This is a genomic window from Nocardia sp. CA-136227 (genome assembly GCF_050955695.1).
Lineage (GTDB): Bacteria > Actinomycetota > Actinomycetes > Mycobacteriales > Mycobacteriaceae > Nocardia.
In genome coordinates, this window is the sequence record NZ_CP192081.1 from 3,265,325 (window position 1) to 3,283,681 (window position 18,357).

At 68.9% G+C, this 18,357-nt stretch carries 19 protein-coding genes; 16 read left to right on the forward strand and 3 right to left on the reverse strand.

Annotation, left to right across the window (positions count from 1 at the left end):
* Nucleotide 1 precedes the first annotated feature (1 nt).
* Together ACQP06_RS15055 and ACQP06_RS15060 are read left to right on the forward strand one after the other, a co-directional pair.
* Nucleotides 2-568, forward strand: coding sequence for a hypothetical protein (locus ACQP06_RS15055; RefSeq protein WP_433672767.1), 567 nt, complete (start codon nucleotides 2-4; stop codon nucleotides 566-568).
* 7 nt (nucleotides 569-575) lie between these two features.
* On the forward strand, nucleotides 576-1,370 hold the full coding sequence (locus ACQP06_RS15060) for a hypothetical protein (protein ID WP_433672768.1): 795 nt from the start codon (nucleotides 576-578) through the stop codon (nucleotides 1,368-1,370).
* Here the strand turns inward: ACQP06_RS15060 and ACQP06_RS15065 are convergent, their stop codons facing one another.
* Together ACQP06_RS15065 and ACQP06_RS15070 are read right to left on the reverse strand one after the other, a co-directional pair.
* Nucleotides 1,371-2,252 (reverse strand): alpha/beta fold hydrolase, encoded by an 882-nt coding sequence (locus tag ACQP06_RS15065; protein ID WP_433672769.1) that lies wholly within the window; start codon nucleotides 2,250-2,252, stop codon nucleotides 1,371-1,373.
* Nucleotides 2,253-2,281: 29 nt separating this feature from the next.
* Nucleotides 2,282-3,178: an alpha/beta fold hydrolase gene (locus ACQP06_RS15070; RefSeq protein ID WP_433672770.1), complete on the reverse strand. Its 897-nt coding sequence runs from the start codon at nucleotides 3,176-3,178 to the stop codon at nucleotides 2,282-2,284.
* Between the two features lie 108 nt (nucleotides 3,179-3,286).
* Between ACQP06_RS15070 and ACQP06_RS15075 the strand changes: the two genes are divergently transcribed.
* Nucleotides 3,287-3,880, forward strand: coding sequence for a TetR/AcrR family transcriptional regulator (locus ACQP06_RS15075; RefSeq protein ID WP_433594143.1), 594 nt, complete (start codon nucleotides 3,287-3,289; stop codon nucleotides 3,878-3,880).
* A 6-nt stretch (nucleotides 3,881-3,886) separates the two neighbouring features.
* Here ACQP06_RS15075 and ACQP06_RS15080 read toward each other — a convergent pair whose 3' ends face one another.
* The gene (locus tag ACQP06_RS15080; protein ID WP_379097825.1) at nucleotides 3,887-4,777 is read right to left on the reverse strand and encodes an alpha/beta fold hydrolase; all 891 of its coding nucleotides are present in this window, start codon (nucleotides 4,775-4,777) and stop codon (nucleotides 3,887-3,889) included.
* Nucleotides 4,778-5,074: 297 nt separating this feature from the next.
* On the opposite strand from ACQP06_RS15080, the gene pyrR reads away from it, so the two are divergent.
* From pyrR to coaBC, 13 genes are all read left to right on the forward strand, one after another.
* Nucleotides 5,075-5,713: a bifunctional pyr operon transcriptional regulator/uracil phosphoribosyltransferase PyrR gene (pyrR, locus tag ACQP06_RS15085; RefSeq protein ID WP_433672771.1), complete on the forward strand. Its 639-nt coding sequence runs from the start codon at nucleotides 5,075-5,077 to the stop codon at nucleotides 5,711-5,713.
* Entirely contained in the window at nucleotides 5,710-6,675 is a 966-nt protein-coding gene (locus ACQP06_RS15090; protein WP_357083326.1) for an aspartate carbamoyltransferase catalytic subunit, read from the forward strand. Before pyrR ends, ACQP06_RS15090 begins: the two co-directional genes overlap by 4 nt.
* A gap of 70 nt (nucleotides 6,676-6,745) precedes the next feature.
* Nucleotides 6,746-8,038, forward strand: a complete 1,293-nt coding sequence (locus ACQP06_RS15095) for a dihydroorotase (protein ID WP_433672772.1) — start codon at nucleotides 6,746-6,748, stop codon at nucleotides 8,036-8,038.
* 29 nt (nucleotides 8,039-8,067) lie between these two features.
* Nucleotides 8,068-8,565 carry a transporter gene (locus ACQP06_RS15100; protein ID WP_357286134.1) on the forward strand — a complete coding sequence of 166 codons (498 nt, stop codon included), beginning with the start codon at nucleotides 8,068-8,070 and terminating at the stop codon, nucleotides 8,563-8,565.
* Complete coding sequence (gene carA / locus ACQP06_RS15105; RefSeq protein ID WP_433672773.1) at nucleotides 8,562-9,680, forward strand: glutamine-hydrolyzing carbamoyl-phosphate synthase small subunit; 1,119 nt, start codon at nucleotides 8,562-8,564, stop codon at nucleotides 9,678-9,680. The genes ACQP06_RS15100 and carA overlap by 4 nt, the downstream gene beginning before the upstream one ends.
* Nucleotides 9,680-12,985, forward strand: coding sequence for a carbamoyl-phosphate synthase large subunit (carB, locus tag ACQP06_RS15110; RefSeq protein ID WP_433672774.1), 3,306 nt, complete (start codon nucleotides 9,680-9,682; stop codon nucleotides 12,983-12,985). The genes carA and carB overlap by 1 nt, the downstream gene beginning before the upstream one ends.
* Nucleotides 12,982-13,830: an orotidine-5'-phosphate decarboxylase gene (pyrF, locus tag ACQP06_RS15115; RefSeq protein ID WP_433672775.1), complete on the forward strand. Its 849-nt coding sequence runs from the start codon at nucleotides 12,982-12,984 to the stop codon at nucleotides 13,828-13,830. The genes carB and pyrF overlap by 4 nt, the downstream gene beginning before the upstream one ends.
* 102 nt (nucleotides 13,831-13,932) lie before the next feature.
* Nucleotides 13,933-14,781: a patatin-like phospholipase family protein gene (locus tag ACQP06_RS15120; protein WP_433672776.1), complete on the forward strand. Its 849-nt coding sequence runs from the start codon at nucleotides 13,933-13,935 to the stop codon at nucleotides 14,779-14,781.
* A 33-nt stretch (nucleotides 14,782-14,814) separates the two neighbouring features.
* Nucleotides 14,815-15,243, forward strand: a complete 429-nt coding sequence (locus tag ACQP06_RS15125) for a VOC family protein (RefSeq protein ID WP_433672777.1) — start codon at nucleotides 14,815-14,817, stop codon at nucleotides 15,241-15,243.
* A 601-nt stretch (nucleotides 15,244-15,844) separates the two neighbouring features.
* Nucleotides 15,845-16,168, forward strand: a complete 324-nt coding sequence (gene mihF, locus ACQP06_RS15130) for an integration host factor, actinobacterial type (protein WP_033086940.1) — start codon at nucleotides 15,845-15,847, stop codon at nucleotides 16,166-16,168.
* Between the two features lie 7 nt (nucleotides 16,169-16,175).
* On the forward strand, nucleotides 16,176-16,760 hold the full coding sequence (gmk, locus tag ACQP06_RS15135; RefSeq protein ID WP_357083302.1) for a guanylate kinase: 585 nt from the start codon (nucleotides 16,176-16,178) through the stop codon (nucleotides 16,758-16,760).
* Nucleotides 16,761-16,805: 45 nt separating this feature from the next.
* A complete protein-coding gene (rpoZ, locus tag ACQP06_RS15140) occupies nucleotides 16,806-17,084 on the forward strand; it encodes a DNA-directed RNA polymerase subunit omega (RefSeq protein ID WP_213556271.1) in 279 nt (92 codons plus the stop codon).
* Between the two features lie 7 nt (nucleotides 17,085-17,091).
* On the forward strand, nucleotides 17,092-18,312 hold the full coding sequence (gene coaBC / locus ACQP06_RS15145) for a bifunctional phosphopantothenoylcysteine decarboxylase/phosphopantothenate--cysteine ligase CoaBC (RefSeq protein ID WP_433672778.1): 1,221 nt from the start codon (nucleotides 17,092-17,094) through the stop codon (nucleotides 18,310-18,312).
* The last annotated feature ends 45 nt before the right edge of the window (nucleotides 18,313-18,357 follow it).

The following is an 18,357-nucleotide window of genomic DNA, read 5'->3' on the forward strand; positions in this document are numbered from 1 at the left end:
CATGCTCGACGACCTGGCATTCGCCGCACTCGCGATATTCCTGTCGTCGTGGCTGGTGATCTCGGCGCTCTGCCAGATACCCCGGGATATCGAGAAATGGGAGGCCACCGGGTTGGAGCGGTGGATCCGCACACGCGATGTCTGCGGACTCGTACCGCGCTGGCATTTCTTCGCGCCCACGCCGGCCACCGACGATCTCCATCTGCTGTACCGCGATCGATTGCCGGACGGGCGCATCACCCGCTGGCGTCAGATACCTCCCGGCGCGTCACCGAAATGGATCGGTCCGGTGTGGAATCCGCGCCGACGGCAGAACAAGGCGCTGATCGACATCTCGGTCGAACTCGGGAAGACGGCCGTGGCGCTGGCCGGTGACACCGCCGGGATACAACTCTCGCTGGCGTATATCGCGACCCTCAACTTCGTGAGCAGTCTGCCGCGCGACCACCGCGCCGACGGCACCCAATTTCTCATCATGCGGTCGAAGGGAATGGACGAGGACATGGACCACCGCGTGATCTTCCTGTCGCCCATGCATTCGTCGGAACCCGCGCTGAGCGCCCGGTAGACCGCCGATGTTCGCGCCCTCGGACGCGCTGTACCTGTCGGCGGTCATCGGCTCGGTCGCCGTCGTCATCGGATCGTCGGAGCGGCTGGCGGCGCCCCGGCTGCTCGCCGACGGCGCCCTGGCCGGATGGCCGGTCTCGGCCACCAGTATCCCCTTGCTGACCAGGAGGTCCTTCCAGAGCAGCGTCGGACGGCTGTTGGTCTACCCGCGAGTGCTCGGCCTCATCGCCGCCAGCCTGGCCTGCGCGGTGTTGCTGGTTCTGCACCCGTCGTCCACTCTGAACGCCTTGGCGGCCACCGTGATCGCCGCGACCTACATTCTGCTGAGCATGCGCTCCCGCTTCGGTGGCGACGGCGCGGACCAGATGACGATCGTCGTCTTCGTGGCCCTGGCGCTCGCCTTCGCCGTCGGGCAGGAGCGCGCCGAGGTGGTCGTGCTCTGGTTCATCGCGGCCCAGGTGTGCCTCGCGTACTTCACCGCGGGCGTGGCGAAGTTGGTCAGCCCCGTGTGGCGGAGCGGAACGGCACTGCCGGAGATCTTGGCGACCCGGGCCTACGGGCATCGGCGGGCCGCCAAGATCCTTGCGCGCCATCGAACGGCCGCGGCGGCGATGTGCTGGTCGGTGATCCTGCTGGAATGCGGTTTTCCGCTGGTCCTACTCGGTATCGGACCGCTCACCTACCTGCTCGTGATCAGCGGCGCTCTCCTGCACATCGGCACCGCGATCCTCATGCGCCTCAACACTTTCCTGTGGGCGTTCCTGGCCACCTATCCGGCGGTCATCTTCTGCGCGACGGCTTGATCAGGCCCGCACCTGATCGTGCTGCTCCACGAATCCGAGGAAGCGCGGAATCACCGTTTCCGGTATCGCCCACAGCATTTCGTGCCCGACCCCGGGGTAGATCTCGATATCGGCCGCCGGAATGCACGCCCGCGCGTGCGCCGCGGCCGCGTGCGCGTCATTGGCGATCGTCTGCTCCCCGAACAGCACCAGCATCGGCGCCGTGACCCTCGACAGCTGCTCGTCGGGCAGCAGCCGCGACCACGGCATCGCGATGCGGAACTTCAACGCGGCCAACGTCAGAGTCCACATCTCCTCGGTGAGCTTCACCCCCGGAGTCAACCACTCCATGAACTTCTCCATCTTCTCCCGAGTGGGTCGGATCCCGCCGAGCAGGAACTTGAACAGCAGCCCCCACTTCGGCTTGGCGAACGACGCCGCATCGGGTTCGAGCATGCTGATGCTGGCCAGCCGATCCGACCGCTGCGACGCGAACAGCAGCGATATCCACGATCCCCCCGAATACCCGGCCAAATGCACTCGCTCGGCCCCGATCCCGTCGAACACCTCGACCAGCCACCGAACGATGTCGTCCTGCCCCTTCAATGGCGCGGTCTGCTCACTGCGCCCCGCCCACCCCAGCGGATCCACCGTGTATACGACATGCTCCCGCGACATCTCCTCGATGAACGGCATCCAGAACAACCCCATCCCCGGCATCCCGGGCAACAACACGATCGGCACCCCCTCGCCACTCCCGGACCTGCGCACTCGCGTTGCGCCGAAGGAGGTTTCGACATCGAGGTCGATCGCCGCCACCGGCCACTGCGCGGCCAGGTCGTCGTAGGCCCGCAGGTAGTCCGCCTTGGCCTGCGCGTTCTTGAATCGCCCGATCTTGGCCATGTGATCTCCTTCTGTTCGTCGTTGAACGTCTAGTCGGCGAGCCGCAGCTCGGCCGGGTCGTGGGCGGCCGCGAATCGCAGGATCCGCTCCAGCACAGCGGCTTTGAACGGTCCCTGGAACAGCAGGCCGTGCGTCGCACCCTGGTAGATCTCCACCTCGCAGTGCGGAATGTGAGCCCGAGCCCGGGTCGCGGCCTCCGTGGGATCTCCGAGCACCGACTCGGATCCGTAGACGAGCAGGGTGGGTGCGGTGATCGACCGCAGTTGCTCGTCGGTCAGCCGCTGCGGCCACGGCGTCCGGGTGCGGTAGCCGAGCGCGGCACGCGAGCACGCGATCTCCTCGTCGACGACCACACTGCCGGGCATCGCCCACTGCGCGGCCTTGCGCATGTTCTTCTCCGACGGCGGCATCGCGTATCGGATCATCGTGAAAAGAACCCGCCACGGCGTCTTGGCCACGGCCCCGCCCGATTCGACGATCATCAGGCTCGCCACCCGGTCCGAACCGTCGACGCCCGCCATGAACGCTCGCCACCCACCGTCGGAATAGCCCATGACATGCGCCTGCGGCAACCCCAGCGCTTCCAGGGTCTCGTCCAGCCAGATTCCGTAGTCGGCTCCGGACGTGATCGGCTCGGTCTGCACGCTGAGTCCCGGCGCGCCGACAGTGTCCAGGGCGTAGATCGTCCGTTCGGCCGCCAGACGCTCGATGATCGGATACCAGCAGGCTCCATTGCCGCCCAGCGGATGGATCAGCACCAGCGGCGCACCGGATCCGGAGCCGCACTTGCGCACATGTGTTGTCCCGTACGAGGTTTCGACATCGAACTCACTGGAGGGAATCGCCCACAGCGCCGACAGTGCGGCGTAGGCCTCCATATAGGCGTCGCGTGCCGCTTCGTTCTTCCATTGCCCGATCTTGGCCATCGCGCCTCCCCGCTCACCTTCGTTGGTGATACGAACGTACCATAAAAATGATATGGGCGTACCATCAAAAACTTCAATCCGTCAGAACGTCGTAAGAGAGCTGGTCAGATGCCCCGTTTGGTTGATCACGAGCAGCGGCGGCGGGAAATCACCACCGCCGCACGCACAGTCATCGCCACCGGTGGGCTCGATGCCGCCACGTTTCAGGCGGTGGCGGCCGAGGCGGGGATCTCGGTGCGGCTGATTCAGTACTATTTCGGGACCAAGCGGGAGTTGATGCTCGCCACGCATACGGCGGTCGTGGCGGATTTCGGGGTGGGGTTCACCGAGCAGTTCACGAAACTCGGGCCCGAGGCCACGCCGCGGGAGATCATCCGGACCTTCGCGGTCGGACTCCTGCCGCTCGATGATCAGCGGCGGCAGGACAATCTGGTGTTCGCGGCCTTCCATGCGGCCAATCTGACCGGGAACACCGTCACCTCCGACGAGATGATGGGGGCGCCGCGCTATCTGGTCACCGTGATCACCGACCAGCTGCTGCGCGTTCGGGGGGCCGAATCCGATACGCACACGGCGGAATTGGACGCCGAGATCATCGTCGGCGGGGTCAGCAGCATCACCCAGTTCGTGCTGGCGGGTGGCGCTACCCGGGAGCGGGCGGTCGAACTGCTCGACCGCCTGCTCGACAGGATGCTGCCGTAAGGGCGGTCAGCCCTGCTGGTCGCCGATATGGGCGCGGACGAAATCGACTACGGCGTCGGTGAATTCGTCATTGGCGTCGCTGGCCGCGGTGTGGGCGGCGGTGCCGATCTCGATGTACTCGGCGTGCGGGGTCAGGGCGCGGAAGGCCGTGACGCCCTCCTCGCTGACCACGTCGGAGAGCGCGCCCCGCACCAGCAGGGTCGGGATGCTCAGCTGCTTCGCCGCGTTCTCGAGGGCCTCGGTGTGCACGTCGATCTCCTCGCCGCGTCCGTCGCGCGGGCCTCCCATCATGGCCGGATCCCAGTGCCAGTACCAGCGGCCGTCGGCACGCTTGCGCAGATTGCGTTGCAGCCCTTCGGGATTGCGGGGCCGGCGGCGGTGGGGGAGGTAGGCGGCGACGGCGTCGGCGGCCTCCTCGAGGCTGGCGAAGCCTTCGGGATTGCTGGAGAGGAAGTTGATGACGCGCTCGACGCCCTTGCGTTCGGGGCGGGGCACGACGTCGACGAGGACCAGGCCGGTGATGCGCGCGGCCTCGGGGTGGGTGGTGGCCATCAGGCCGGTGAGCCCGCCCATGGACGCGCCGACGATGAAGGCGGGCTTGCCCAGTTGTTCGAGCACCGCCATCAGATCCTCGACCATGGCCTCGCGGCGGTAGTTGCCGTCCGGATCCCAGTCGCTGTCGCCGTGCCCGCGCGCGTCGAGCAGCACCGCGTGCATGCCCGCTTTGGCCAAGGCCAGTCCGGAGTCCTTCCAGGACCCGCGGGTCTGCCCGCCGCCGTGCAGGAATACCACCAGTGGGCCGTCCTGGGGTCCCCAGCTGTCTCCGGCGATGGTGATGCCGCCGTACCCGCGGAAGTTGACCCGGGCGGGTTCGGTGAATTCAGCGTCATTGCTCACTCCCCGAGCATCGCACACGTCGATATACGGTGTATGACAACCGGCCGGTAGCTAAGACGGGGGATCGGTGCGGCGGCGTGAACCCGGCCACACTGGCCGGACGACCGTATTGCTGCGCACTTGCCGGTGACCCCGGCGAACCCGGGTTCCGGCAGGTCGCGGCGGGTGCGGCGGCGGTGCGCCGACCGCGGACGCGCGGGGGGTGCGCGGTCGGGGGCGCATTCGCGCGCTGGTAGGGTCACTGCCCGAAAGACATCCTTTAACGGACCGTCCCGTGAGGCGGGGAAGGAGGTCGGCATGGCTGTGCCCGAAGACCGGGCGGCCAAGTCGAGCGCTGCCGAGTTCTCGCAGCGGCACGACCCGGACCGGGTCGAGACCGGACGCGAGCTGCTCTCCGATTCCGACGTCGGCCGGACCATCGCCCGCATGGCGCACCAGATCATCGAGAAGACCGCTCTGGACTCCGGTGATCCGCAGGTTGCCCGCGTGGTGCTGATCGGAATCCCCACCCGCGGAACCACTCTGGCCCATCGCCTGGCCGGCCGGATCGAGGAATTCTCCGACGTCCGCCCCGCGATCGGCTCCCTCGACATCACCCTCTACCGCGACGACCTGCGTTCCAAGCCGCACCGTCCGCTCGAGCGCACCTCCGTGCCCGAGGGCGGCATCGAGGACGCTCTCGTGGTGCTGGTCGACGACGTGCTGTTCTCCGGCCGCACCGTGCGCTCGGCCCTGGACGGCCTGCGCGACCTGGGCCGCCCCCGCGCGGTGCAGCTCGCCGTGCTCATCGACCGCGGCCACCGCGAACTTCCCATCCGCGCCGACTACGTCGGCAAGAACGTCCCGACCGCGCGCACCGAGGACATCTCGGTGCTGCTGCGCGAGCACGACGGCCGCGACGGCGTGTACCTGCGTCAGGAGGGTGACCCCCAGTGAAGCACCTGCTGTCGGTCACCGACCTGGACCGCGAGACCGCCAACGGCCTGCTCGACGAGGCCGAGCGCTTCGAACAGGCGCTGCTGGGCCGCGAGGTCAAGAAGCTGCCGACCCTGCGCGGCCGCACTGTCATGACCGTGTTCTTCGAGAACTCCACCCGCACCCGGGTCTCCTTCGAGGTCGCGGGCAAGTGGATGAGCGCCGACGTCATCAATGTCAGCGCGTCGAGTTCCTCGGTCTCCAAGGGTGAGTCGCTGCGCGACACCGCCCTGACGCTGCACGCCGCCGGCGCGGACGCCCTCATCGTGCGCCACCCCGCCTCGGGCGCGGCGCACCAGATCGCGCGCTGGTTCGCCGAGATGGACGAGGCCGCCAGCGGTTACGCCGGTCCCGGCCCCGCCATCATCAATGCCGGTGACGGCACCCACGAGCACCCCACCCAGGCGCTGCTGGACGCGCTGACCCTGCGTCAGCGCCTCGGCGACCTGGAGGGCAAGCGGATCGTGCTGGTCGGCGACATCCTGCACAGCCGGGTCGCCCGCTCGAACGCCTTCCTGCTCAGCACCCTGGGCGCGGAGGTCGTGCTGGTCTCGCCGCGCACCCTGCTGCCGATCGGCGTGGAGGCCTGGCCCGTGCGGGTCTCGGACTCCCTGGACGCCGAGCTGCCCGGCGCCGACGCGGTCATGATGCTGCGCGTGCAGGCCGAGCGCATGAACGGCGGCTTCTTCCCGTCGGCGCGCGAGTACTCGATCCGCTACGGCCTCAACGAGCGCCGCATGAAGATGCTCGACGACCACGCGGTGGTCCTGCACCCCGGCCCCATGCTGCGCGGCATGGAGATCGGCTTCTCCGTCGCCGATTCCCCGAAAGCGGCTGTGCTGCAACAGGTCAACAACGGAGTCCATATGCGCATGGCGGTGCTGTTCCGCCTGCTGGTCGGAACCGACGAGGTGGTCGCGTGATCGGGTCAGGCCTGGAGGCGGCAGCTTGCGTAACCACGGAAGGCCCCCGATCGCGCGGAGAGGAGACAGCATGAGCATCCTGATCCAGAACGTCCGTCTCTACGGTGAGGGCGACGCGGTCGACGTGCTGCTCGCCGACGGCGAGATCCGTGAGATCGGCGCGGGCCTGAGCGCCCCCGACGCCGAGATCGTCGACGGTAAGGGCCAGTTCCTGCTGCCCGGCTTCATCGACCTGCACACCCACCTGCGCGAGCCGGGCCGTGAGGACACCGAGACCATCGAATCCGGTTCCGCCGCGGCCGCTCTGGGCGGCTACACCGCGGTGTTCGCCATGGCCAACACCAGCCCGGTCGCCGACACCTCGGTCATCACCGACCACGTGTGGAAGCGCGGCCAGGAGGTCGGCCTGGTCGACGTGCACCCGGTCGGCGCGGTCACCGTCGGACTCGAGGGCAAGCAGCTCGCCGAGATGGGCACCATGGCCGCCGGCGTCGGCGCGGTGCGCATGTTCTCCGACGACGGCCACTGCGTCTACGACCCGCTGATCATGCGCCGCGCCCTCGAATACGCGAACTCCCTGGGCGTGCTCATCGCCCAGCACGCGGAGGAGCCGCGCCTGACCAAGGGCGCCGTCGCCCACGAGGGCCCGACCGCCTCCCGTCTGGGCCTGGCCGGCTGGCCGCGCGCCGCCGAGGAGTCCATCGTGGCCCGCGACGCCCTGCTGGCCCGCGACGCCGGAGCCCGCGTGCACATCTGCCACGCCTCCACCGCCGGCACCGTCGAACTGCTGAAATGGGCCAAGTCCCAGGGCATTTCGATCACCGCCGAGGTGACCCCGCACCACCTGCTGCTCGACGACTCGCGGCTGGAGACCTACGACGCGGTGAACCGGGTGAACCCGCCGCTGCGCGAATCCTCCGACGTGGCCGCGCTGCGGCAGGCCCTCGCCGACGGCGTCATCGACTGTGTCGCCACCGACCACGCCCCGCACGCCGACCAGGACAAGTGCTGCGAGTTCGCGGCCGCGCGTCCCGGCATGCTGGGCCTGGAGACGGCGCTGTCGATCATCGTGGAGACCATGGTCAACCCCGGACTGCTCGACTGGCGCGGTGTCGCGCGGGTCATGAGCGAGAACCCGGCGCGGATCGTGGGCCTGGACGATCAGGGCCGGCCGCTCGCGGTCGGCGAACCCGCCAACCTGGTGCTGATCGACCCGGCCGCCGAATGGACGGTGGAGGCGAACGAACTCGCCTCGATCGCCCGCAACACGCCCTTCCAGGCGATGACCCTGCCCGCGAAGGTGACCGCCACCTTCCTGCGCGGCCGGCTCACCGCCCGGGACGGCAGGATCGTCGCCGGTTAGCGGCGGGTGGGGAACCGAGGAGAACCGAAATGCGACTGCTGCAAGTGCTGATTCTGCTGGCCTTGTTCGTGCTGTGCCTGGGACTCATGTACTGGGCGTGGACGGGCCGGGCCAAGAAGCAGGCGGGCGCGATCGGCGACCTGCCCGCGGTGCCCGCCGACTGTGGCGCGCAGCTGTTGGAGCCCACCACGGGGCTCTACCTCGGCAGCACCCTCGCCCCCAGCTGGATTCAGCGAATCACGGTGGGCGACCTGGGTTTCCGCGCCACCGCGGAGCTGACCCGATTCGAACGCGGCATCCTGCTCGAGCGGGATGGCGCGGCGACGATCTGGATTCCGCAGGAATCCATCACCGCGGTGCGCGCCGAGCGCGGGCACGCGGGCAAAGTGATGACAGAAGACGGTGTGCTGGTGATTCGCTGGACATTGCCGACCGGGACCGAGGTGGATACCGGTTTCCGCGGTGACGACAAAGCGGTGTACCCGGCATGGACCGCAGCAGCTACGAAGACGGGAGACGAGGCATGAGCAGCGGAAATACCGCCGTGATGGTGCTCGAGGACGGCCGCGTGTTCCGCGGGACGACCTTCGGCGCCGTCGGGCAGACCCTGGGTGAGGCGGTGTTCTGTACCGCCATGACGGGGTACCAGGAGACCCTCACCGACCCCAGCTACGACCGCCAGATCGTGGTGGCCACCGCGCCGCAGATCGGCAACACGGGCTGGAACGACGAGGACGACGAGTCGTCGAAGATCTGGGTCGCCGGGTACGCCGTGCGCGACCCCGCGCGCCGCGCCTCCAACTGGCGCGCCAACCGCACCCTGCAGGCCGAGCTGGAGAACCAGAACGTGGTCGGCATCGCGGGCATCGACACCCGCGCGGTGGTGCGCCACCTGCGCACCCGCGGTTCGATGAAGGCGGGCATCTTCTCCGGCGACCAGCTCGCCGACTACGAGGAGCTCGTCGCGCGGGTCAACGGCCAGCAGTCCATGCTGGGCGCGGACCTGGCCGGTGAGGTCTCCACCGACGAGATGTACACCATCGACCCGATCGGCGAGCACCGCTTCACCGTGGTCGCGGTCGATCTCGGCATCAAGTCCAACACCCCGCGCATGTTCGCCCAGCGCGGCATGCGGGTGCACGTCGTCCCCTCCAACGTGACCCTGGACCAGATCAAGGAACTCAGCCCCAACGGCGTGTTCCTGTCCAACGGCCCGGGCGACCCGGCCACCGCCGACGCGCAGGTCGCGCTCACCCAGGGCGTCCTGGGCGAGGGCATCCCGCTGTTCGGCATCTGCTTCGGCAACCAGATCCTGGGCCGGGCGCTGGGCCGCAACACCTACAAGATGAAGTTCGGCCACCGCGGCATCAATGTGCCGGTCATCGAACATCATTCGGGCCGGATCTCGATCACCGCGCAGAACCACGGCTTCGCCCTCGAAGGCGAGCGCGGCGAGGTCTTCGACACCCCGTTCGGCAAGGCCGAGGTCAGCCACGTCTGCGCCAATGACGGTGTCGTCGAAGGCGTTCAGCTGGTGAACGGCAAGGCCTTCTCCGTGCAGTACCACCCCGAGGCCGCGGCCGGACCCCACGACGCCGCCTACCTGTTCGACCGTTTCGCCATGCTGATGGAAGGAGCCTGATGCCACGCCGCACCGACCTCAACCACATCCTGGTGATCGGCTCGGGCCCGATCGTCATCGGCCAGGCTTGTGAGTTCGACTATTCGGGAACCCAGGCGTGTCGCGTCCTGCGGTCCGAAGGCCTGCGCGTGTCGCTGGTCAACTCCAACCCGGCGACCATCATGACCGACCCGGAGTTCGCCGACTCGACCTATGTCGAGCCGATCACCTGGGAATTCGTCGAGAAGGTCATCGCCAAGGAGCGCCCCGACGCCATCCTCGCGACCCTCGGCGGCCAGACCGCGCTGAACTGCGCTGTCGCCCTGCACGAGAACGGCATCCTCGAGAAGTACAACGTCGAGCTGATCGGCGCCGACTTCGAGGCCATCCAGCGTGGCGAGGACCGCCAGAAGTTCAAGGACATCGTCGCCAAGGTCGGCGGCGAGTCCGCGCGCTCCAAGGTCTGCTACACCATGGACGAGGTCCGCGAGACCGTCGAGGAACTCGGTTTCCCCGTGGTCGTGCGCCCGTCGTTCACCATGGGCGGCCTGGGCTCGGGCATGGCCTACAACCACGAGGACCTCGACCGCATCGCCGGCGGCGGCCTGGCCGCCTCGCCGACCGCGAACGTGCTCATCGAGGAATCCATCCTGGGCTGGAAGGAATTCGAGCTCGAGCTCATGCGCGACCGCAACGACAATGTGGTCATCGTCTGCTCGATCGAGAACGTGGACCCGATGGGCGTGCACACCGGTGACTCGGTCACCGTCGCCCCGGCCATGACCCTCACCGACCGCGAGTACCAGAAGATGCGCGATCTGGGCATCGCCATCCTGCGCGAGGTCGGCGTCGACACCGGCGGCTGCAACATCCAGTTCGCGGTGGACCCCAAGGACGGTCGTCTGATCGTCATCGAGATGAACCCGCGCGTGTCGCGCTCGTCGGCGCTGGCGTCCAAGGCCACCGGCTTCCCGATCGCCAAGATCGCCGCCAAGCTGGCCATCGGCTACACCCTCGACGAGATCGTCAACGACATCACCAAGGAGACCCCGGCCTGTTTCGAGCCCACGCTCGACTACGTGGTCGTGAAGGCTCCGCGCTTCGCCTTCGAGAAGTTCCCGGGTGCGGACACCACGCTGACCACGACCATGAAGTCGGTCGGCGAGGCGATGTCCATGGGCCGCAACTTCTCCGAGGCGCTGGGCAAGGTGCTGCGCTCGCTCGAGACCAAGGCCACCGGCTTCTGGACCCTGCCCGACGGTGAATGGACCGACGTGCAGGCCATTCTCGACGATCTGAAGGTCCCCACCGAGGGTCGCATCTACCAGGTGGAGCGCGCGCTGCGCCTGGGCGCGAGCATCGAGGACACCGCCGCCGCCTCCGGCATCGACCCCTGGTTCGTCGCCGAGGTCGCCGCCCTGGTGGAGCTGCGTCAGGAGATCATCGACGCCCCCGTGCTGGACGAGCCGCTGCTGCGGACCGCCAAGCACTACGGCCTCTCCGATCGCCAGATCGCCGCGCTGCGACCGGAACTCGCCGGTGAGGGCGGCGTGCGCGAGCTGCGCCACCGCCTGCAGATCCGCCCGGTGTTCAAGACCGTCGACACCTGCGCCGCCGAGTTCGAGGCCAAGACCCCGTACCACTACTCGGCCTACGAGCTCGATCCCGCCGCGGAGTCCGAGGTCGCACCGCAGCGTGAGCGCGAGAAGGTCATCATCCTGGGCTCGGGTCCGAACCGCATCGGCCAGGGCATCGAGTTCGACTACTCGTGTGTGCACGCCGCGCAGACGCTGTCGGCCGCGGGCTACGAGACCATCATGGTCAACTGCAACCCCGAGACCGTGTCGACCGACTACGACACCGCCGACCGCCTCTACTTCGAGCCGCTCACCTTCGAGGACGTGCTCGAGGTGTACCACGCCGAAACCGAGTCCGGCACCGTCGCGGGCGTCATCTGCCAGCTGGGCGGGCAGACCCCGCTGAGCCTGGCGCAGCGCCTCACCGACGCGGGCGTGCCCGTGGTCGGCACCTCGGCGGCGGCCATCGACCTGGCCGAGGACCGCGGCGAGTTCGGCGATGTGCTGGTGGCGGCCGGTCTTCCGGCCCCCAAGTACGGCACCGCCACCACCTTCCCGCAGGCCAAGAAGATCGCGGCCGAGATCGGCTACCCGGTGCTGGTGCGCCCGTCCTACGTGCTGGGCGGCCGCGGCATGGAGATCGTCTACGACGAGGCCACCCTCGCCGACTACATCTCCCGCGCCACCGAGATCACCCCGGACCACCCGGTGCTGGTCGACCGGTTCCTGGAGGACGCCATCGAGATCGACGTCGACGCCCTGTGCGACGGCGACGAGGTCTACCTGGGCGGCGTCATGGAGCACATCGAGGAGGCCGGTATCCACTCCGGTGACTCGGCGTGCGCCCTGCCCCCGATCACCCTGGGCCGCAGCGATATCGAGGCCGTGCGCCGCTCCACCGCCGCGCTCGCCAAGGGCATCGGCGTCAAGGGCCTGCTGAACGTGCAGTACGCGCTCAAGGACGACGTGCTCTACGTCCTCGAGGCCAACCCGCGCGCCAGCCGCACCGTGCCGTTCGTCTCCAAGGCCACCGCGGTGCCGCTGGCGAAGGCCGCGGCGCGGATCGCGCTGGGCGCCACCATCGCCGAACTCCGCAAGGAGGGCCTGCTCCCGGCCGAGGGCGACGGCGGCACCGTGCCGATCGAGGCCCCGGTCGCGGTGAAGGAAGCGGTCCTGCCGTTCCACCGCTTCCGCCGCCCGGACGGTTCCGGCATCGACTCGCTGCTCTCGCCGGAGATGAAGTCCACCGGTGAGGTCATGGGCATCGACGCCGACTTCGGCACCGCCTTCGCCAAGTCGCAGTCCGCCGCCTACGGTTCGCTGCCGACCGAGGGCACCGCGTTCGTGTCCATCGCCAACCGCGACAAGCGCGCCATGGTGTTCCCGGTCAAGCGCCTGCACGACCTGGGCTTCCGCATCCTCGCCACCGAGGGCACCGCGGAGATGCTGCGCCGCAACGGCATTCCGTGCGATCGGGTGCGCAAGCAGTCCGACAACGCGCCCGACGAGGCCGGCATCGTGGACATGATCAAGGACGGCGACGTCGACATCGTGTTCAACACGCCCTACGGCAACAACGGCCCGCGCGTGGACGGCTACGAGATCCGCACCGCCGCGGTCGGCGCGAACATCCCGTGCATCACCACCGTGCAGGGCGCGGCCGCGGCCGTGCAGGGCATCGAGGCCACCATTCGCGGCGGCATCGGCGTGCGCTCCCTGCAGGAACTGCACGCGGTGCTGCGCGGATGAGCGCCTCCGGCGCTGCGCGGACGACCGGCTTCGGGCTACGGCTGCGGGAGGCGATGCGCGCGCACGGACCGTTGTGCGTGGGCATCGACCCGCATCCGCCGCTGCTGCGGGCCTGGGGCCTGAGCGAGGACGCCGCCGGGGTGGCCAAGTTCGCCGACGCCTGCGTGCGGGCGTTCGCGGGCCGGGTCGCCCTGGTCAAGCCGCAGGTGGCGTTCTTCGAAACCTACGGTTCGGCCGGAATGATGGTGCTGGAGGAGACCATCGCGGCGCTGCGGGCGGCGGGCACCCTGGTGCTGGCCGACGCCAAGCGCGGCGATATCGGCTCCACCATGGACGCCTACGCGCACGCCTGGCTCGGTGACGGGCCGCTGGGCAGCGACGCGGTCACCGTGTCGCCGTACCTCGGATTCGGTTCGCTCGCACCGGCTCTGGAGTTGGCCGCGGCCAACGGGCGCGGCGTGTTCGTGCTGGCCGCCACCTCCAATCCGGAAGGCGCGGAGCTGCAACGCATCACCGGCGCCGACGGCCGCACCATCGCCCAGCGCATGGTCGACGATGCCGCCGCGGCCAATGTCGGGGCCGAATTCGGTTCCGTCGGTGTGGTTGTCGGGGCGACCCTGACCGAGGCCCCGGACCTGAGCGCCCTCAACGGGCCCATCCTGATGCCGGGTGTGGGCGCGCAGGGCGGGGGAGCGGACTCCATTCGCGCCCTGGTGCCCGCGCGCGACCTGGGCGCGGTGCTGCCCAACGTCTCGCGTGAGGTGCTCGCGGCCGGTCCGTCGGTGGCCGCGCTGAAGGAGAAGGTCGCCGAGCTGTCGGAGGAGTTCGCCTTCCTGCAGCGCTGATTCCGGAACAGAGTTACTCGCGGCACCGGTCCGATCCGGTGCCGCGAGTCTTTTCGGAGGGATATCCTCCGCTTCCTTGCCCGTCGCGGATACAGTGGCCTCATGTCTGCCGCGATGCCGCCCAAGGGAATTCGCCGTGCGCTCGTCCTGGGCGGAGGTGGTGCGGTCGGCCTGAGCTGGATGGCGGGCGTCGTCATCGCCCTGCGTGAGGCCGGATTCGACCCGGCCGCGGCCGATCGGATCGTCGGTACCTCCGCCGGAGCGGTCGTCGGCGCGGCCCTGGCCGCGGACGTCGACCTGAACCTGCTGCTGCGGCGGCCCTCCACCGGGACCGCCGAACTCGAACCGATCAGGTTCGACCCGAACAGCTTCGGCGAGATCCTCGGCCTGCTCGGCACGCCCGGCCTGGACCCGGCCGAGGCGCGTCGTCGCGCGGGCGCCCGCGCCCTCGAGATGAATCTCGGCGATCCGGCCACCCACATCGCCCGCATCGGCGCGTTCCTCGGCCACAGCGACTGGCCGCAGCGCGATCTGCTGATCACCGCCATCAGCGTCGAGACCGGGGAACTGCGGGCCTGGACCCCCGGCGGCAAGGCCACCCTGCCCGAGGCCCTGGCCTCGAGCACCTCGGTTCCCGGTGTCTTCCCGCCGATTCCGATCGACGGCGCGCACTACTTCGACGGTGGCATGCGCTCGCCCATCAATGCCGATCTGGCGGCCGGAGCCGAGCGGATGCTGGTCATCGAGCCGCTGGCGCACCTGTTCCCGCACGCCCCGTCCGACCGTGACCTGGGCGGCGCGGCAACGATGTTCATCGCCCCCGACGCCGATGCCATCGCCGCGTTCGGACGGGACCTGTTCAGCGCGGACGCACTGGTACCCGCCTACGAGGCCGGGGCGCGGCAGGGCGCGGCGGCGGCTCCCGGGGTGCGGGATTTCTGGCTAGCCTGAACCGGACCGCTCGGTAGAAAGGTGGGATTTCTCATGTCCGATGCCGCCCTCGGCCTGCTCTCGTACGCCCAAACCCGCATTCTGGTGGACGATTTCGCGTCCAGCTTCCGGTTCTATCGCGACGTGCTGGGACTGCGCCTGAAGGCCGAAGTCGAGGGCGACGTGCCCGAGACCGAGGACGGGCCCTACGCCTGCTTCGTCGTCGGCACGCAGGATCTCGCGCTGTTCACCCGCGCCTACATGGACGCGGCCATCGGCGCCGAGCACCGGCCGCGCGGCGAAATCGACACGGCCGTGGTGGTTTTGCGGGTCGCCGATGTCGACAAGGCGATCGCCGTGCTGCGCGAGCGCGGCGCGGTCGTCGTCGGCGAGCCCGCCGACCAGCCCGCGTGGGGCATGCGCGTGGGCCACGTGCGCGCTCCCGAGGGCACGCTCGTGGAGCTGTGCCAGTACGAGGATTGATCCGATCCTGTTCGCTCTCGGCGAACCATCCGGCGGCCCGATCGAACGCTTGTCCGGATTGACCCGCTCCCGCCCGCCCGGGCGGTGGGCGGGTCCCTCGCATGTATCGGCCGGGTTTCGCGCCTCAGCGGCCGCGTGAGGGCCGGAAACGGGCCGTTCGGGCGTCGCCGCAGGTGGTCGCACCGGGTCCGACCTGCATCGGAAGGTGTCTGATTTGCGAGTTTTCAAGGTCTCGGAACGGGCCCCGGTGATGCGCGACACGCGCTACGGATTCGAACGACACGCCGAGAAATCCAAGAAAAATCCAGGTCGCGTGATTACAGCTCGGTCACGGTTTCATCCGGGGCCAGTCCGACCCCTCGAACGCGCGGTCGAGAAACCCAAAAAGCCCTGGCCGCAAGGCTATTCGCGACCCCGCGCGGCGGTGGGGCGCGCCCGGTGCGGCGGCGCCCGCGGCGATGTGCATCCGGCCCGGTCGCACGCCGAATCACGCGCTGACCTGGGGGGTGGGTTCGCAATCGGCAAGCGTCGTGGGTACGGTCGCTGAGACCACCGGGTTACCGGAGGTAGATCAAGCAATGAACGATGAGACGGAGGAACCGTGGCCCTTCCCCAGCTGACTGACGAGCAGCGCGCCGCTGCTTTGGAGAAGGCGGCTGCCGCTCGCCGCGCTCGGGCGGAGCTCAAGGAGCGCTTGAAGCGTGGTGGCACCGATCTGAAGACGGTCCTTGCGGACGCCGAGAAGGACGAAGTCCTCGGCAAGATGAAGGTTTCGGCCCTGCTCGAGGCCCTGCCGAAGGTTGGCAAGGTCAAGGCTGCCGAGATCATGAGCGAGCTCGAGATCGCTCCCACCCGCCGCCTGCGCGGACTGGGCGACCGGCAGCGTAAGGCGCTGCTGGCCCGGTTCGACTTCAGCGCCGAATAATCCGAGGGTGGTCGAACACACTCGGAAGGGTCGACTGGTAGTACTGGTCGGCCCCTCGGCCGTCGGCAAGTCCACCGTCGTGCGCTGCGTGCGCGAACGACTGCCCGAATTGGTATTCAGTGTGTCGGCCACCACCCGGGCTCCGCGGCCCGGGGAGGTCGACGGTCAGGACTACCACTTCGTCACCCGCGAGAAATTCGACGCCATGATCGACGGCGGCGAAATGCTCGAATGGGCCGATATCCATGGTGGACTGCAGCGGTCGGGCACCCCGGCCGCACCCGTGCGGGAAGCGCTCGCCTCCGGACACCACGTCCTGATCGAGGTCGACCTCGAGGGCGCGCGCTCGATCCGCGAATCCATGCCGGAGGGCCTGCTGGTCTTCCTGGCCCCGCCCAGCTGGGATGAGCTGGTGTCCCGCCTGACCTCGCGCGGGACCGAATCGCCCGAGGTCATCGAGCGTCGGCTCCAGACCGCGCGCACCGAATTGGCCGCGCGTGACGAGTTCGACATCGTGATCGTGAACGACCACGTCACCAGCGCCTGCGAGCAGTTGGTATCGTTGTTCGTTAGCACAAATTCGGGGTCCTAGCTCCCGAACGCCATCCTTCCGAACAACCCCGCAGGAGCCTTCCTAGTGAGTACGGACCTCAAGACCGTTCCCGCCTACGACACTCCGGTCGGCCTCACCAACCCGCCGATCGACGAACTGCTGGAGCGGACGTCGTCCAAGTACGCGCTGGTCATCTACGCGGCCAAGCGCGCGCGGCAGATCAACGATTACTACAACCAGCTCGGCGACGGCATTCTCGAATACGTCGGTCCGCTGGTCGAGCCGGGTCTGCAGGAGAAGCCGCTGTCGGTGGCCATGCGCGAGATCCACGCCGACCTGCTCGAGCACTCCGAAGGGGAGTAAAACCGCGGTGACCCGAGTCGTCGTCGGCGTCGGCGGCGGTATCGCCGCCTACAAGAGCTGCAACCTCGTGCGCCGGTTCACCGAAACCGGGCACGAGGTTCGTGTCATTCCCACCGAGTCGGCGTTGCAATTCGTCGGCAAGGCCACCTTCGAGGCGCTGTCCGGCCATCCCGTGCACACCGGTGTCTTCTCCGACGTGCCCGAGGTGCCGCATGTGCGCCTCGGCCAAGAGGCCGACCTGGTCGTCATCGCCCCCGCCACCGCGGACCTCATGGCCCGCGCCGCGCAGGGCCGCGCCGACGACCTGCTCACCGCGACGCTGCTGACCGCGCGCTGTCCGATCCTGTTCGCCCCGGCCATGCACACCGAGATGTGGGAGCATCCGGCCACCCGGGCGAACGTGGCGACGCTGCGCGCGCACGGCGCGACCGTGATGGAACCCGCCTCGGGCCGCCTGACCGGCACCGATACCGGTCCGGGCCGGCTGCCCGAGCCGGAGGAGATCTTCGGTCTGGCTCGGCTGCTGCTCGAGCGCGCCGACGCGCTGCCGCGCGACCTGGAGGGCCGCCGCGTGGTGGTCTCCGCCGGTGGCACCCGTGAGGCGCTGGACCCGGTCCGCTTCCTGGGCAACCGGAGTTCGGGCAAGCAGGGCTACGCGATCGCCCGCCTGGCCGCCCAGCGTGGCGCACAGGTGACGCTGATCGCGGGCAACACCATCGGCCTGGAGGCCCCGGCCGCCGTCGAGGTGGTGCACGTGACCTCCGCCGACCAGTTGAAGGTAGCCGTCGACAAGCACGCGCTCGGCGCGGACGCCGTCATCATGGCGGCCGCGGTCGCCGACTTCCGGCCGGTCAACGTCGCCGCGTCCAAAATCAAAAAGGGTGCGGGCGAACCGAATTCGATCGAGCTGGCCAAGACACCCGATATCCTTGCCGGGTTGGTACAGGCTCGTCGCGACGGGCACCTACCGGGCACCGCGATCGTCGGCTTCGCCGCCGAGACCGGGGACGAGCACGCCGACGTGCTCACCCACGCCCGGGCCAAACTGGCCCGCAAAGGCTGCGACCTGCTGGTCGTGAACGCCGTCGGGGAAGGGAAGGCCTTCGAGGTCGATACCAACGACGGCTGGTTGCTCGGCGCCGACGGCACCGAGATCGCCCTGGACCACGGGTCCAAGGCCCTATTGGCTAGCCGAGTGCTGGACGCACTCGGTCCCTTGCTCCGCTGAAGCCTCGGCACCGCAGGGTTCGGACGCTCGCCGCGCAGGTCGCGG

Excerpts from the sequence above, each read along its gene's own strand:
- ACQP06_RS15125 (WP_433672777.1), top strand. The coding sequence starts at position 14,815 with ATGTCCGATGCCGCCCTCGGCCTGCTCTCGTACGCCCAAACCCGCATT.
- pyrR (WP_433672771.1), top strand. The coding sequence starts at position 5,075 with ATGGCTGTGCCCGAAGACCGGGCGGCCAAGTCGAGCGCTGCCGAGTTC.
- ACQP06_RS15100 (WP_357286134.1), top strand. The coding sequence starts at position 8,068 with ATGCGACTGCTGCAAGTGCTGATTCTGCTGGCCTTGTTCGTGCTGTGC.
- ACQP06_RS15070 (WP_433672770.1), bottom strand. The coding sequence starts at position 3,178 with ATGGCCAAGATCGGGCAATGGAAGAACGAAGCGGCACGCGACGCCTAT.
- carB (WP_433672774.1), top strand. The coding sequence starts at position 9,680 with ATGCCACGCCGCACCGACCTCAACCACATCCTGGTGATCGGCTCGGGC.
- ACQP06_RS15060 (WP_433672768.1), top strand. The coding sequence starts at position 576 with ATGTTCGCGCCCTCGGACGCGCTGTACCTGTCGGCGGTCATCGGCTCG.
- ACQP06_RS15095 (WP_433672772.1), top strand. The coding sequence starts at position 6,746 with ATGAGCATCCTGATCCAGAACGTCCGTCTCTACGGTGAGGGCGACGCG.
- ACQP06_RS15075 (WP_433594143.1), top strand. The coding sequence starts at position 3,287 with ATGCCCCGTTTGGTTGATCACGAGCAGCGGCGGCGGGAAATCACCACC.
- pyrF (WP_433672775.1), top strand. The coding sequence starts at position 12,982 with ATGAGCGCCTCCGGCGCTGCGCGGACGACCGGCTTCGGGCTACGGCTG.
- carA (WP_433672773.1), top strand. The coding sequence starts at position 8,562 with ATGAGCAGCGGAAATACCGCCGTGATGGTGCTCGAGGACGGCCGCGTG.
- ACQP06_RS15055 (WP_433672767.1), top strand. The coding sequence starts at position 2 with ATGCTCGACGACCTGGCATTCGCCGCACTCGCGATATTCCTGTCGTCG.
- ACQP06_RS15120 (WP_433672776.1), top strand. The coding sequence starts at position 13,933 with ATGTCTGCCGCGATGCCGCCCAAGGGAATTCGCCGTGCGCTCGTCCTG.
- ACQP06_RS15065 (WP_433672769.1), bottom strand. The coding sequence starts at position 2,252 with ATGGCCAAGATCGGGCGATTCAAGAACGCGCAGGCCAAGGCGGACTAC.